The organism is Trinickia sp. (genome assembly GCF_051954495.1).
GTDB lineage: Bacteria > Pseudomonadota > Gammaproteobacteria > Burkholderiales > Burkholderiaceae > Trinickia.
In genome coordinates, this window is sequence record NZ_JBQCHR010000067.1 from 1 (window position 1) to 14,573 (window position 14,573).

Sequence of the window (14,573 nt, forward strand, 5' to 3'; positions counted from 1 at the left end):
CGGCCCGACGGCTGCAAATCGACGAGCGTCGGCGTGCCGCGCCCGATACGCGTCCAATCGTCGAGTTCGAGTTGCACGCCGATACGGCCCGCGATCGCCTTCAAGTGAATCGCTGCGTTGGTCGAGCCGCCAATGGCGGCGTTCGCGCGAATCGCGTTTTCGAACGCTTCGCGCGTGAGCAGCTTCGAGAGCCGCAGGTCTTCCAGCGCCATTTCGACGATGCGCATACCCGACAGGTGCGCGAGCACGTACCGGCGCGAATCGACGGCGGGAATCGCCGCGTTGTGCGGCAGCGTCACACCCAGCGCCTCGGCCATGCACGCCATGGTCGACGCCGTGCCCATCGTATTGCAGGTGCCCGCCGAGCGCGACATCCCGGCTTCCGCGGCCATGAATTGGTGGAGCGAAATCTTTCCGGCCTTCACCTGCTCGTTCAGTTGCCACACGATGGTGCCCGAACCGATGTCGCGGCCTTCATGTTTGCCGTTGAGCATCGGCCCGCCGCTCACGACGATGGCCGGAACGTCGCAGCTGGCCGCCCCCATGAGCAGCGCCGGGGTGGTCTTGTCGCATCCGGCCAACAGCACGACGGCATCGATCGGATTGCCGCGGATCGACTCCTCGACATCCATGCTCGCCAGATTGCGCGTGAACATGGCCGTCGGGCGCAGATTCGATTCGCCGTTCGAGAACACCGGAAATTCGACAGGAAAGCCGCCGGCCTCGAACACGCCTCGCTTCACGTGCTCGGCGAGCTTGCGAAAGTGCGCGTTGCAAGGCGTCAGCTCCGACCAGGTGTTGCAGATGCCGATGATCGGCTTGCCCTGGAACTCGTGATCGGGGATGCCCTGGTTCTTCATCCAGCTGCGGTACATGAAGCCATTCTTGTCGGCCGTACCGAACCACTGGGCGGAGCGAAGCTTGCGGGGTTTGTCTGTCATTGCGCTATGCCTCTGTGAGGCTCATATAGTAAAACGATTAGGGTTTGTCTTGCTCAGGCCGTCAATCATCGTAAGATGACTGTTACGGTTCATCGGGCGACGGCCGTTTCCCATATATTGGCAGGTTCGCGCGCGATCCGCGCGGTATTTTCACCAGCGAGACGTAGAAATAGCATGACTATTGACCCCGCGAATCTGGGGAAAACGCTAATCGATTCGGGGGTTCACCATGCTTATAGTTTGGCTATTTAGAAGTTGACGCGCCCGACGGGGGCAAGAACGGCGACGGCGCGCACCCCTTTCAGTAGCTCGTTCGATGTATCAAAACCAAGTAACACCAAGGACAAACGGAGACAAGCATGGGACGCAAAGTACGGTTGGCGCTGAACGCATTGCTCGGATTGACGGTGGCGATGTCGATGGTCGTGGACAGCCACGCGGAAGATAAGAAGATCACGCTGGGCTTCGCGCAGGTGGGGGCCGAAAGCGCTTGGCGCACGGCGAATACGGTGTCGGTCAAACAGGCCGCGAAGGATGCGGGCATCAATCTGAAGTTTTCCGACGCGCAGCAAAAGCAAGAGAACCAGATCCGCGCGATCCGTTCGTACATCGCGCAGAAGGTCGACGTGATCGCTTTCTCCCCTGTCGTCGAATCGGGCTGGGAGCCGGTGCTGGAAGAAGCGAAGAAGGCGCACATTCCGGTCGTGCTGACCGATCGCAACATCGATGTGAAGGACAAGTCGCTCTACGTCACGATGATCGGCTCGGACTTCCTCGAAGAAGGTCGTCGCGCAGGCCGTTGGCTCGAAACCGAGTACAAGGACAACCCGGGCCCGATCAATATCGCCGAGCTGCAAGGCACGGTGGGTTCCGCCCCGGCGAACGATCGTCATGCGGGCCTGATGGAAATCATCAAGAACGATCCGAAGTTCAAGATCATCGCTTCGCAAAGCGGCGACTTCACGCTCGCCGGCGGCAAGCAAGTGATGGAAGCGTTCGCCAAGACTTACGGCAACAAGATCAACGTGGTGTACGCGCATAACGACGACATGGCGCTCGGCGCGATCCAGGCAATGGAAGAAGCCGGCATGAAACCGGGCACCGAACCCAAGGTCGTTTCGTTCGATGCCACCAAGGGCGGCTTCCAAGCGATGATCGCGGGCAAGATCAACGTCGACGTCGAGTGCAGCCCGCTGCTCGGGCCGCAGCTGATGAGCGCCGTCAAGGATATCGTCGCCGGCAAGACGCTGCCCAAGCGGATCGTCACGAACGAGACCGTGTTCCCGATGAACGTCGCGGCGCAAGTCCTGCCGCAGCGCAAGTATTGATTCATCGGATCTAACGGACCTTAGCGAGCGATGCCCATGACTGGCCCTCTCGTACTCGAAACGCTCGGCTTGACCAAGTCGTTCCCGGGCGTGCACGCGCTGCGCAACGTCGACTTCCGCCTGTACGCCGGCGAGGTGCATACGTTGATGGGCCAAAACGGCGCGGGCAAATCCACGCTCATCAACGTGCTGACCGGCGTTCATTCGCACGACGCGGGCGAAATCCGCGTCGACGGTCGCAGCGTGCGATTCGCCGCGCCGCTCGAAGCCGAGGCGGCCGGCATTCGCACGCTTTACCAAGAGGTCAATCTCTGCCCCAACCTCTCGGTCGCGGAAAACATCTTTGCGGGCCGCCAGCCGCGGCGCCGCGGCGCGATCGATTGGAAGGCGATTCATGCGGGCGCGAAAGAAGCGCTCGCTCAACTGAATATTTCGCTCGACGTCACGCAATCGCTCGACACCTATCCGATCGCCGTGCAGCAAATGGTGGCGATCGCCCGCGCGGTGAGCGTCGACGCGCGCGTGCTCATTCTCGACGAACCCACGTCGAGCTTGGACGACTCCGAAGTCTCGAAGTTGTTCGATGTCCTGCGTAATTTGAAGCAATCGGGTATCGCGATCCTGTTCGTCACGCACTTCCTCGAACAGACGTATGCGATCTCCGATCGCATCACCGTCATGCGCAACGGCGAGCGCGAAGGCGAATATCTGGCGAAGGATCTGCCCGTCGACGAGCTCGTACGCAAGATGGTGGGCGATGTGCCGGTGGCCGCCGAGCGCACGCGCGCAGCAGCGGGCCAAGGCACGGCAGCCGATCACAGCTCGCCTCGCTTCGACATGCGCGGCTTGGGCCGGCGCGGCGCCGTGCAGCCGATCGACCTGACCCTCGAGCCCGGCCGCATCGTCGGCCTGGCCGGCCTGCTCGGCTCGGGACGCACGGAAACGGCGCGGCTGCTGTTCGGCGCGGATCGCGCGGATACGGGCACCGTGACCGTCGACGGGAAAAGCGTCAAGCTCGGCTCGCCGCGCCACGCGGTGAAGCACGGAATCGGCTATTGCCCCGAAGACCGCAAGAAGGAAGGCATCGTCGCGGCGCTGTCGATTCGCGAGAACATCGTGCTGGCGCTCCAGGCACGTCTAGGCTGGTGGCGTCCGCTCGGCCGCGCGAAGGAAAAGCGCATCGCCGAGCACTATATGAAAGCGCTGGGCATTCGCGCGCGCGATATCGAGCAGCCGATCGAATTGCTTTCGGGCGGCAATCAGCAGAAGGTCGTGCTCGCGCGCTGGCTCGCGATCGATCCGAAGATGCTGATTCTGGACGAGCCCACCCGCGGCATCGACGTCGCGGCGAAGTTCGAAATCATGGAGCGCGTTATGCAGCTGTGCGCAAAAGGGCTCGGTATCTTGCTGATCTCGTCGGAGATCTCTGAGGTACTGCGCGTGAGCGACCGCATCGCGGTGCTGCGCGACCGCCGCAAAGTGGCCGAACTCTCGGGCGATGCGCTCGACGAGCACGCCGTCTATCGACTCATCGCGGGAGGCGAAGCATGATTTCGCGCTGGTTGCAGAGCGTCGCGCGCCATCCCCTGCTGTGGCCCGTCGTCACGCTCGTTCTGCTGTTCGCGCTCGACGTCGCCCATCGGCACGACTTCCTGGCCATCACCATCCTCGACGGGCATCTGTTCGGCGCGCCCATCGACATCCTGAACCGCGCCGCGCCGCTCGTCGTCGTCTCGCTCGGGATGACGCTCGTCATCGCCGTACGCGGCATCGACATTTCGGTGGGCACGGTGGTAGCCATCGCGGGCGCCGCCGCAGCGATCTTGCTGGCCGAGGATCCCTCGCGCGTCGGCGTGGCGCTCGCGGCCGCCCTCGGGGTGGGCCTGCTCGCCGGAGCATGGAACGGACTGCTCGTCGCCTTGGTGGGCATGCAGCCGATCATCGCGACGCTGATCCTCATGGTGGCCGGACGCGGTGTGGCCCAGTTGCTGACCGGCGGGCAGATCATTCCCATCGGCGCACGCGGCTACTTGCGGCTCGGCGACGGCTTCATCGCCATGGTGCCCTGCGCCATTTGGATCGCGCTGGCGGTCGTCGTATTGACGTCGCTGCTCGTGAACCGCACCGCCCTCGGGCTGCTCGTGCGGGCGATCGGCGTCAATCCGGTCGCGGCGCGCCTGGTCGGCTTGCGCTCGAGCGCGATCATGTTCGGCATTTACGTGTTTTGCGGCCTCACGGCGGCCATCGCGGGCATTTTGACGAGCTCGAACGTGCGCAGCGCCGACGGCAACAATGCGGGCTTGCTGCTCGAACTCGACGCGATCTTGGCCGTGACGCTGGGCGGCACGTCGCTCGCGGGCGGACGCTTCTCGCTGGCGGGAACGGTGCTCGGCGCACTCATTATCCAGACGCTCACGTATACGACTTATTCGATCGGTGTGCCGCCCGAAGCCACGCTCGTCGTCAAGGCAATCGTCGTGCTGGTGGTGTGCGTCATTCAGTCCGATCGCGCACGTGACCTTATCACCGGGCTGCTCAAGCGCATGAGCTCGCCCTTGTCGTCCACCCGCGCCCGCACGGAGGTGCAATGAGCGCGTTCCTTCGCCGCCTACTCGACCCGCGCACGTTGCCGATCGTCGTCACGATCGTGCTGTTCGCCGCGTTGTTCGGCTTCGGCTCGTTCATGTATACGGGCTTCGGTTCGCTGCAGGTGCTGTTCGGCCTGCTCGTCGACAACTCGTTCCTGCTCATCGTGGCCATCGGCACGACGTTCGTGATTTTGTCGGGCGGCATCGACCTATCGGTCGGCGCGGTCGTGGCCTTCACGACGATCGTTTGCGCCGTCTGCGCCCAAAACTGGCACTGGCCGATCTGGGCCGTGGCCCCGCTCGTGCTGGCGATCGGCGCGGCCTACGGCGCGGCGATGGGCGCTTTGATTCACTACCTGCGCCTGCAGCCGTTCATCGTTACGCTGGCCGGCATGTTCCTCGCACGCGGCGCTTGCTTTTTGATTACGACGCAATCGATCACGATCGATGAGCGCTCGTTTCACGCGGTGGCGAGCTACAGCCTGCCGATCGGCAGCGGCGCGCTCAACGCCGGTGCGATCATCGCCCTCGTCACGCTGGCGATCGCGATCTACGTCGCGCATTTCACGCGGTTCGGCCGAAACGTCTACGCGCTCGGCGGCAATGAGAAATCGGCGCTCTTGATGGGTTTGCCGGTCGCCAAGACGAAGATCGGCGTGTATGCGCTGGGCGGCTTGTGCTCGGCGCTCGGCGGGCTCGTGTTCACGCTCTACGTGCTGTCGGGCTACGGCCTGCAAGGACAAGGCATGGAGCTCGATGCGATCGCGGCGAGCGTGATCGGCGGCACGCTGCTGACGGGCGGCGTCGGCTATATCGTCGGCTCGGTGTTCGGTGTGGGCGTGCTCGGCACGATCCAAACGCTGATTACGTTCGACGGCACGCTCAGCTCGTGGTGGACGCGCATCGTGATCGGCGCCCTGCTCTGCGTCTTCTGCCTGCTGCAGCGCGTGATCGAGCGGCAAGCGGCCAAGCGCAAGTCGAACGGATCGGGGCTCGGCAGCAGCGCGGAGCGTCGCGACGCGAAGCGCGACGCGAGCGACGAGCACGGCGGCGCGGCCTCCCTCGGATTGCGCGCGCGGCTGATGCGGCGACAGCGCATGCTTGGATAGTTTTTATTAGGAGTACGAATAGTGACCGCTTCGACCCGCCCGTTTTCGGGCGTCTTCCCCGTCGCACCGACGCCGTTTACCGAATCCGGCGAACTCGATCTCGACGGCCAGCGCCGCGTGCTGGACTGCATGATCGATCAGCGCGTCGACGGCATCTGCATTCTCGCGAACTACTCCGAGCAGTTCGTTCTGACCGACGCGGAGCGCGACGTGCTCGTCGACTTGAGCTTGTCCCATGTGGCGGGCCGAGTGCCCGTGATGGTGACGTGCAGCCACTTCAGCACGCGCATCGCCGCCGAGCGCGCCAAGCGTGCCGCCGCGGCCGGCGCGAGCATCGTCATGCTGATGCCGCCGTACCACGGCGCGACGCTGCGCACCGACGAGAACTCGATGTTCGACTTTTTCGCGCAAGTCGCGCAAACGGCGAATATCCCCGTCATGATCCAGGATGCGCCGCTTTCCGGCGTCACGCTGAGCATTCCGTTCCTCACGCGCGTCGCGCGCGAATTGCCGCTCGTGCGCTACTTCAAGATCGAAGTGCCGCAGGCGGCAGCTAAGCTGCGTGCGCTGATCGCGGCGGGCGGCGACACGATCGAGGGGCCGTTCGACGGCGAAGAAGCCATCACGCTGCTGCCCGATCTGGACGCTGGCGCAACGGGCACGATGTCGAGCGCGCTGCTGCCCGATCTGATCCGCACGGTATTCGACGATTACCGGGCGGGCCGCCGCGACGAAGCGCGCGCCGGCTACGCGCGCATTCTGCCGCTCATCAACTACGAGAACCGCCAATGCGGTTTGCGGGCCGCCAAAACGGTCATGATGGAAGGCGGCGTGATCAAGAGCGACGCAGTGCGTCATCCCCTTGAAGCGCTGGCGCCGGCCACGCGCGCCGAATTGCTCGAACTGGCGCGCGAGGCGAACCCGCTGGCGCTGCGTTGGGGCCGGTGAGCCCGGGAGCGGAAATGAAACGAATTCCCATCGCGCTCGTCGGTATCGGCAAGATCGCCCGCGACCAGCATTTGCCCGCCATCGCGGCCGATCCGCGCTTCGAACTCATTGCTTGCGCGAGCCGCAACGCCACCGTCGAAGGCGTGCGCAACTATCCGACGATCGAAGCTCTGCTCGCGGCCGAGCCGCAAGTCCAGGCCGTGTCGCTGTGCTCGCCCCCGCAGCCGCGCTTCGCGCAGGCGCGCGCCGCCCTGGCGGCAGGCAAGCACGTCATGCTCGAAAAGCCGCCCGGCGCGTGCTTGAGCGAGGTGCGTGCGCTGGACGAAATCGCCTGCACGGTCGGCCGCACGCTTTTCGCAAGCTGGCATTCGCGGCACGCCCTCGGCGTCGAAGCCGCCCGCACGTGGCTTTCCACGCAGGAAATGCGCTCGGTGCACGTGCGCTGGAAAGAAGACGTGCGCCGCTGGCACCCGGGGCAAGCATGGATCTGGGAACCGGGCGGCTTGGGCGTGTTCGACCCGGGCATCAATGCGCTCTCCATCGTGACGCGCATCTTGCCGCGTGAAGTCGCGCTCGTGTCGTCCACCTTGAGCATTCCGGCCAATCGCCACATGCCGATCGCGGCCGATCTCGAATTGTTCGATACGGCCGGCGTGCCGGTGCACGTGGAATTCGATTGGCGCCACGGGCCGCAGGAATTGTGGGAAATCGAGGTGCGAACGGCCGACGGCACGCTGACGCTTTCGCAGGGCGGCAACCGGCTGCACATCGACGAGCGCGAAGTGGCGCTCGGCTCGGTGCACGAATATCCGTCGCTCTACAGTCACTGGCGCGATCTGATCGAGCGTCGCGAAAGCGATGTCGACGTGCGGCCGCTCAGCCTGGTTGCGGACGCGTTCCTGCTTGGACGACGGGAAATCGTCGAAGCGTTCATCGAATAGAGATTTCGCACGAACGGAAATTGTCCGCTTCGTGCGACACGTAACGGGTTAGTTAGTAGTACTAACGTTTTTCGCCATGCAGTTCGACGATTCGTTTCGAATCACAACACGGTCCGCAGCGACCGACAAGAAGGAGACTAGTATGACCAGCAAGCTTCGCCGCTTCACGTTGCGCGCCGCGATGGCCGCGATTTTGGCCGCCCCTTTGGCGGCCTCGTTCGCCGTCCATGCGGACGAGCCCCTGAAGGTCGGCTTCCTCGTGAAGATGCCTGAGCAGGCATGGTTCATCAACGAACAGAAGGCCGCCACCGCGCTCGGCAAGAGCGAAGGCTTCTCCGTCGTCAATATCGGCACCCCCGATGGCGAACGCGTGCTCAGCGCGATCGACAACCTCGGCGCACAAGGCGCAAAGGGCTTCGTGATTTGCGCGCCCGACGTTCGCCTTGGACCGGCCATTCAAGCGCGCGCCAAGAAGTACAACATGAAGTTCGTGACGGTGGACGATCAGCTCGTCGATTCGTCGGGTAAGCCGCTGGCCGACGTGCCTCACCTCGGCATGTCCGCGTTCAAGATCGGCAACCAAGTGGGCCAAGCCATTTCCGACGAGATGAAGCGTCGCGGCTGGAAGCCCGAGGAAGTCGGCGCGATCCGCATCTCCGACTACGAACTGCCCACGGCCAAGCTGCGCACCGACGGCGCCACGCAAACGCTGCTGGCAAACGGCTTCAAGAAGGACAACATCTTCGACGCGCCGCAGAAGACGACCGACGACGAAGGCGGCTTCGTGGCCACCTCCCCCGTTTTGTCCAAGCACCCGAACATCAAGAAGTGGGTGATCTTCGCGCTGAACGAGGAATCGGTGCTCGGCGGCGTGCGTGCGACGGAGCAGCTGCACATTCCGTCGTCCGACGTGATCGGTGTCGGCATCAACGGCGCGGGCGAAGCCTTCGCTGAATTCCAGAAGAAGGAGCCGACGGGCTTCTACGGCACGATCGCGGTCAGCTCGACGAACCACGGCAAGGAGAGCACCGAGAACCTCGTGCAGTGGATCAAGACGGGCAAGCAGCCGCCGGCCGATACGCAAACCACGGGCAAGCTGATGACGCGCGAGAACTGGCTCGCCGTTCGTAAGGAACTGGGGATTTAAACGTCATGCATGACGCGAACGACATCGTAGCGGCGGGCGCGGGCCCTACCCATTCGGCGAAGGCCGATGCGGCCTCGCCTTATCTGCAGTTGGACGGCATCACCGTCAGTTTTCCGGGGGTGCGCGCGCTCGATCGTGTGTCGTTCGCGGTACGCGCCGGAGAAGTGCACGGCCTCATGGGCGAGAACGGCGCCGGCAAATCGACGCTGCTCAAGGTGCTCTCGGGCGTCAACGTGCCCGAAGCGGGCACCTTGAAGCTCGGCGGGACCGAGCAGCATTTCTCCGGGACGAAGGCGGCGATCGAAGCCGGTATCGCGATCATCTATCAGGAACTGCATCTGGTTCCGGAGTTGACCGTCGCCGAAAACCTGATGCTCGGGCAATTGCCGAGCCGCTTCGGCGTGCTCGGCGAGCGCGAGCTGATCGCTCGCGCCACCGAGACGCTAGAACGTTTGGGCGAGCGCATCGATCCGCGCGCGCAAGTGAAGGACCTCTCGATCGGACAACGTCAAATGATCGAGATCGGCAAGGCGTTGATGCGCGATGCGCGCGTGATCGCTTTCGACGAACCGACGAGCTCGCTCTCGGCCCGCGAAACGGTTCAGCTGTTCAAGATCATCAACGGCTTGCGGCAGGAAGGTCGCGCGATCATCTACGTCACGCACCGGATGGATGAAGTGTATGAGCTTTGCGATCGCGTCACGGTGTTCCGCGACGGCCACTCGATCGAAACATTCGAATCGGTCGACGGCTTGGAGCGCGATCGCTTGATCAGCTCGATGGTCGGGCGCTCGATTCAGGATGTCTACGGCTACCGCCCGCGCGAGGCCGGCGAGGTGCGCATCGAGGCGAAGGGCCTGCTCGGGCCTGGCTTGTCCGAGCCGGTCTCGTTCAGCGCGCGCCGCGGCGAAATTCTCGGCTTCTTCGGACTCGTGGGCGCCGGCCGCTCCGAGCTGATGAAGCTCATCTGCGGCGCCGTGCGGCCGAACGAAGGCCATATCGAGCTAGAGGGACGGCGGATGCGCTTTAGCACGCCGCGCGACGCCGTGCGCGCGGGCATCGCACTGTGCCCCGAAGACCGCAAGCAGGAAGGCATCGTCGCGATCGCGTCGGTGGCCGACAACATGAACATCAGCGCGCGGCGCCATTCGAGCTTCGCGCGATGGCTGCTCAACGAGCGGCGCGAGCGCGAGCTGACGGACGAATACATCGGCAAACTGTCGATCAAAACGCGCAATGGCGATACCGCGATCGGCACGCTCTCGGGCGGCAACCAGCAGAAGGTGATTTTGGCGCGGTGGCTGGCCGAACAAATCGACGTGTTCCTCATGGACGAACCCACGCGCGGCATCGACGTGGGCGCTCGAGCGCAGATCTACGAGTTGCTTTACGGGCTGGCGGAAGCGGGCCGCACGGTGCTCATGGTTTCGAGCGACCTGGCCGAAGTGATCGGCGTGGCCGATCGCATCATCGTCATGAAGGAAGGCGCGATCGTGGGCGATCTGCCCAAGTCGCAGGCAACGCCCGATCAGCTGATCAAGCTTGCGCTGCCGCGCTGACGCACCGCATTCACGTAGTCGTGCAGACGATTTTCCAGCAGTAACGATTTTCCGGCCGCCGAGCAAGCGGCAACGAACGAGACGAGACCATGCAACAACCTCAAACCCTTTCGCAGGCCGCGCCGAGCGGTCCGGCAGCCTATGCGGCCAAACTGTGGCGCGTGATGAACAAGTCCGGCATCGTCATGGTGTTCGCGATTTTGTTCGTCGTGCTCTGCTTTACCGTGCCCGACTTCCTCACGAGCCGCAACATGCAGGGCCTGCTGCTATCGGTCACGCTGATCGGCTCCATCGCCGTCACGATGATGTTCGTGCTGGCGCTCGGCGAAGTCGATCTTTCGGTTGCTTCGATCGTGGCGTTCTCCGGCGTCGTCGCCTCCACCATCATTACGGCGACGCATAGCGTGCTGCTCGGAGTAACCGTGGGCGTGCTCGCCGGCGGCGCCGTCGGTCTCGTCAACGGCGTGCTCGTCGCACGTTACCGCATCAATTCGCTGATCGTCACGCTCGCCATGATGGAAGTCGTGCGCGGCCTCGCGTTCATCGTTTCCAACGGCGACGCCGTGATGATCTCCGAGGAGCGCTTCTTCGACCTGGGCGGCGGCTCGTTCCTCGGTATCTCGTACCCGATCTGGAGCAATATCGTCGGCTTCGTCGTGTTCGGCTTCATCTTGCGCAAGACGGTGTTCGGCAAGAACGTACTGGCCGTGGGCGGCAACGGCGAAGCCGCCCTTCTCGCGGGCTTGCCCGTCACGCGTATCAAAGTGCTGGTTTTCGTGCTGCAAGGCTTGGTCACCGGCTTCGCCGGCGTCATGCTCGCCTCGCGCATGAGCCTGGGCGATCCGAAAACCTCGGTGGGTCTGGAGCTCGGCGTGATCTCGGCCTGCGTGCTGGGCGGGGTGTCGTTGACCGGCGGCGTGGCGACCATCTCGGGCGTGCTCGTCGGCGTGCTCATCATGGGCTCTGTGCAAGATGCGATGAGCTTGCTCAACGTACCGACGTTCTACCAGTACCTGATCCGAGGCGGCATCCTGCTGCTGGCCGTCTTGTTCGACCATCTGCGCCGCAGCCGGCGCGTGCGCTGAGCCCGAAGGCCGCTCGACATTTTCCGGGCGGCGTACCGGGCGCATCATCGCCCGGCCGCCCCCACCTTCTTCGCGGAAGCATCCGCTCTCGACTCCGACTGACGAGGCGATTTGGCCGAACGATTCGTTCGGCCTTTTTTTTGCGGGTGCGCTTACCAGTCCCAGCGATCCTGATCGCGGTAGGCGCGCAGCTTATCGATCTGCTTGCTGGTCAGGACCGCCTCCATCCGCTTGCGTGCCTCGATCGACGAATCGATCATTTTTTGACGCAAGTCGCCGATCGATTTATAGGTATCGTCGATGGCGGCGGAATCTCGCTTGGGCGCCTCGTATAGGTCGCGCAATTTGGCTTGTTGATCCATCATGGTGCCCATCAGCGCCCAATGCGAACGGCGCGTTTCATCTTGGATGCGGTTGATTTTCGTTTTCTGATCGTCGGATAGGCCTAGCGCGTCGACCCATCCGACACCGAGGCCCATCATGCCCGGGCCTCCGCCGTAGCCGTACCCCCCGCCCATCATCCCGCGCCCTTGGCCGTAGCCGCCGCCCATCATTCCCGCGCCGAACCCTCCGCCCATCATGCCCGGGCCCGGGCCGTAGCCGTACCCGCCGCCAGGGCAACCGCCGGCGGGCGTTTGCGCCAATGCGGAGGAAGAACCGCCGATAGCGGTCGCGATGACGAACACGACGCCCAATGCGGTTGAGACCGCGGACTTGATTGTTGTTGATGACGACATTGCGGCCTCCCGAGATCCGAACAATGAATGCGTTGCGAATTCATCGAATGAAATGCGCGACGAAACGATGAATTCAATATAGAAGCGCGGGGGCTTTGAAGCATTGACGAGGATCAAGCGGCGCAAATCGAACGGTCCCGCCGCAGCGCCCCTCACCCGATCGCCATGGCACGCATCAGCGGCAGTTTGAGTTGATCGAGGATCAGCGCGAACGCCGCCGCACCGAGCGCGACCGCGCCGACGAGCGCGTAAGGCAACGCGTGCATCCCGATTCCGGCGAGCGACAGAAGCGCCACGATGCCGACATCGGCGACCGACGATGCGGCCAACCAAGGCCCGGGCCACGAGCACCAGAGCCGCCGGCGTTCGCGCAGGACATAGAGCGCGGCTTGATTGCCGAGGGCGACGGCCACGAACGCCAGCGTTTGCTGTTCGGCGACGGGCAGCCCAATGCGGAGCGCGCCGTATTCGACGACCATCGCCGAAAATGCCAGCTTGGCAAAGCCGATCGCGACGGCGGCGATCGCGATTCGTTTCATGTTCCATACCGAAGGCGAAGGCGACGGCGTTGCACGATCCGTCGTAATCGACATCGTCAAGAAGTCGTTCGTCACGAGCAGAATGACCATCGTCGCGGGCGTAAGCCATGCGACGTGCCTAAGGACAAGTCCCAAGGCGAGCAGCATGACGACTTCCACTTTCTTGACGAGCATGTTCAGCGCATAGGTCAGCAAGCGATGATGCGCGCGTCGCCCCTCATCGACCGTCGCCACGATGCCGGCGAGCCCGGGCTCCGTCAGTACGATCGCGGCGGCGGCTTTCGCCACGTCGGTCGCGTTGGACACGGCGATGCCGACCTGCGCTTGGCGTAGCGCGGGCGCGTCGTTCGCACCGTCTCCGCACATCCCGACGATTCGCCCCGTGCCCTGCAATAATTCCACCAATCGAAACTTGTCCTCGGGCAAGACGCGCGCGTACACGTCGCAGCGCGACAGGCTCGACGCGTCCAGAGAAGCGTCGACAACGCAAGGCGCGTCGCGCAACCCGACCTTTCGCGCGACAGCGGACGCGGTCGGCGCGGAGTCACCCGTTACCATGACGGTGCGGATGCCCAGTCCGGAAAGCGTTCCGATGAGCGCTCGAGCATCGGGTCGCGGTGGGTCACTGAGCGCAATGAGGCCGATCAGCCGCAGCGCAGCGCCGTCGCCGATCGCCACGGCAATGACACGGTAGCCTTGCGTCGCGAGGTCGTCTGACGCAAGGCGCCCCTGCGGCAGCGGCAGCGCACCTTTTGCGGCTTCGACGGCCTGAAGAGCCCCCTTCACGACATGGAGAACGCCGCCGTCGCTGCGCCTGCCCCACGCTTGCGCGACCTTGGTTTGCGGATCGAACGGCACGCGTCGTTCGACGGTCACGCCCAGCCCCGCCCGCGCCGGTTGCCCGTCGGCCCGAACGATCGCTGCGTCGAGCGGGTCCGCTTCCGTTTCGTCGCAGGTCAGCGCGGCATAGGCGAGCACCTCGTCCGCGCTCTGGTCTGAAAGCGGTACGACGCGTTCGACTTTCATCCGGTTCTCGGTCAATGTTCCGGTCTTGTCCGAGCAGAGCACATCCATCGACGCGGCCTCGTGAACGGCGGACAGCCGCGTCAGCAATGCGCCGCATCGACTCAGCGCGAGCGCGCTGACACTGGCCGACAACGCAAACGTTGCAGGCAAAGCCACCGGCACCGTGGCCAGTAGAGCCGTGATCGCAACGCGCAGCAGCACGGGCAGTTGCATTCCGACCGAATACGCGTAGAGCAGCGTGCCTGTCGCGATGAACCCGTTGAACAGCGCCAAGACGCGCACCGCTTCGAAAATGGCGCGTTGCTCGGCGCTGGGTGCATGCGCGACTTTGACGAGTTCCGCGGCTCGCCCGAAATACGTGTGCGATCCTGTCGCGGTCACGATCGCTTGCATCGAGCCGCGGCTTACCGTCGATCCGGCGTAGACGCGTTGGCCGGGCAGCGCGTCGGCCGGTTCGGACTCCCCCGTCAATGCGGATTGATCGAGGCTGCCCCCGCCCGCCACGACCCGGGCGTCGGCCGGGACGCCCGCCCCGAGCGACAGTGCGACGAGATCGCCCGGCACGCGCCCGGCCGCGGGCATCTTGGTCCACGGTCCGCCGCGCTTGACGCGGGCTTGCGGTGCA

At 64.2% G+C, this 14,573-nt stretch carries 12 protein-coding genes; 9 read left to right on the plus strand and 3 right to left on the minus strand.

Annotated elements, in window-relative coordinates:
• On the minus strand, positions 1 to 941 hold a 941-nt coding region (locus ACTHNR_RS09810; protein ID WP_440547396.1), incomplete at its 3' end, for a dihydroxy-acid dehydratase.
• Between the two features lie 413 nt (positions 942 to 1,354).
• On the opposite strand from ACTHNR_RS09810, the gene ACTHNR_RS09815 reads away from it, so the two are divergent.
• The 9 genes from ACTHNR_RS09815 to araH all read left to right on the plus strand — a co-directional run bounded on the left by ACTHNR_RS09815 (position 1,355) and on the right by araH (position 11,646).
• A complete protein-coding gene (locus tag ACTHNR_RS09815; protein ID WP_440547406.1) occupies positions 1,355 to 2,269 on the plus strand; it encodes an ABC transporter substrate-binding protein in 915 nt (304 codons plus the stop codon).
• A 36-nt stretch (positions 2,270 to 2,305) separates the two neighbouring features.
• Positions 2,306 to 3,820: a sugar ABC transporter ATP-binding protein gene (locus ACTHNR_RS09820; protein WP_440547397.1), complete on the plus strand. Its 1,515-nt coding sequence runs from the start codon at positions 2,306 to 2,308 to the stop codon at positions 3,818 to 3,820.
• Positions 3,817 to 4,860, plus strand: a complete 1,044-nt coding sequence (locus ACTHNR_RS09825) for an ABC transporter permease (protein ID WP_440547398.1) — start codon at positions 3,817 to 3,819, stop codon at positions 4,858 to 4,860. Before ACTHNR_RS09820 ends, ACTHNR_RS09825 begins: the two co-directional genes overlap by 4 nt.
• On the plus strand, positions 4,857 to 5,966 hold the full coding sequence (yjfF, locus tag ACTHNR_RS09830) for a galactofuranose ABC transporter, permease protein YjfF (RefSeq protein ID WP_440547399.1): 1,110 nt from the start codon (positions 4,857 to 4,859) through the stop codon (positions 5,964 to 5,966). The genes ACTHNR_RS09825 and yjfF overlap by 4 nt, the downstream gene beginning before the upstream one ends.
• 18 nt (positions 5,967 to 5,984) lie before the next feature.
• Entirely contained in the window at positions 5,985 to 6,914 is a 930-nt protein-coding gene (locus ACTHNR_RS09835) for a dihydrodipicolinate synthase family protein (protein ID WP_440547408.1), read from the plus strand.
• A 14-nt stretch (positions 6,915 to 6,928) separates the two neighbouring features.
• A complete protein-coding gene (locus ACTHNR_RS09840) occupies positions 6,929 to 7,855 on the plus strand; it encodes a Gfo/Idh/MocA family protein (protein ID WP_440547400.1) in 927 nt (308 codons plus the stop codon).
• A gap of 142 nt (positions 7,856 to 7,997) precedes the next feature.
• The gene (locus tag ACTHNR_RS09845; protein WP_440547401.1) at positions 7,998 to 9,002 is read left to right on the plus strand and encodes an arabinose ABC transporter substrate-binding protein; all 1,005 of its coding nucleotides are present in this window, start codon (positions 7,998 to 8,000) and stop codon (positions 9,000 to 9,002) included.
• Between the two features lie 5 nt (positions 9,003 to 9,007).
• Positions 9,008 to 10,561, plus strand: a complete 1,554-nt coding sequence (gene araG, locus ACTHNR_RS09850; protein ID WP_440547402.1) for an L-arabinose ABC transporter ATP-binding protein AraG — start codon at positions 9,008 to 9,010, stop codon at positions 10,559 to 10,561.
• Positions 10,562 to 10,650: 89 nt separating this feature from the next.
• Positions 10,651 to 11,646, plus strand: coding sequence for an L-arabinose ABC transporter permease AraH (gene araH / locus ACTHNR_RS09855; protein ID WP_440547403.1), 996 nt, complete (start codon positions 10,651 to 10,653; stop codon positions 11,644 to 11,646).
• 152 nt (positions 11,647 to 11,798) lie between these two features.
• Here the strand turns inward: araH and ACTHNR_RS09860 are convergent, their stop codons facing one another.
• Both ACTHNR_RS09860 and ACTHNR_RS09865 read right to left on the minus strand, forming a co-directional pair.
• Positions 11,799 to 12,383 (minus strand): Spy/CpxP family protein refolding chaperone, encoded by a 585-nt coding sequence (locus tag ACTHNR_RS09860; RefSeq protein ID WP_440547404.1) that lies wholly within the window; start codon positions 12,381 to 12,383, stop codon positions 11,799 to 11,801.
• A gap of 152 nt (positions 12,384 to 12,535) precedes the next feature.
• Positions 12,536 to 14,573, minus strand: a 2,038-nt coding sequence (locus ACTHNR_RS09865; protein ID WP_440547405.1) for an HAD-IC family P-type ATPase, incomplete at its 5' end; no start/stop codon positions are given.

Coding starts and splice junctions, on each gene's coding strand:
- ACTHNR_RS09815 (WP_440547406.1), top strand. CDS start 1,355: ATGTCGATGGTCGTGGACAGCCACGCGGAAGATAAGAAGATCACGCTG.
- ACTHNR_RS09820 (WP_440547397.1), top strand. CDS start 2,306: ATGACTGGCCCTCTCGTACTCGAAACGCTCGGCTTGACCAAGTCGTTC.
- ACTHNR_RS09825 (WP_440547398.1), top strand. CDS start 3,817: ATGATTTCGCGCTGGTTGCAGAGCGTCGCGCGCCATCCCCTGCTGTGG.
- yjfF (WP_440547399.1), top strand. CDS start 4,857: ATGAGCGCGTTCCTTCGCCGCCTACTCGACCCGCGCACGTTGCCGATC.
- ACTHNR_RS09840 (WP_440547400.1), top strand. CDS start 6,929: ATGAAACGAATTCCCATCGCGCTCGTCGGTATCGGCAAGATCGCCCGC.
- ACTHNR_RS09845 (WP_440547401.1), top strand. CDS start 7,998: ATGACCAGCAAGCTTCGCCGCTTCACGTTGCGCGCCGCGATGGCCGCG.
- araG (WP_440547402.1), top strand. CDS start 9,008: ATGCATGACGCGAACGACATCGTAGCGGCGGGCGCGGGCCCTACCCAT.
- araH (WP_440547403.1), top strand. CDS start 10,651: ATGCAACAACCTCAAACCCTTTCGCAGGCCGCGCCGAGCGGTCCGGCA.
- ACTHNR_RS09860 (WP_440547404.1), bottom strand. CDS start 12,383: ATGTCGTCATCAACAACAATCAAGTCCGCGGTCTCAACCGCATTGGGC.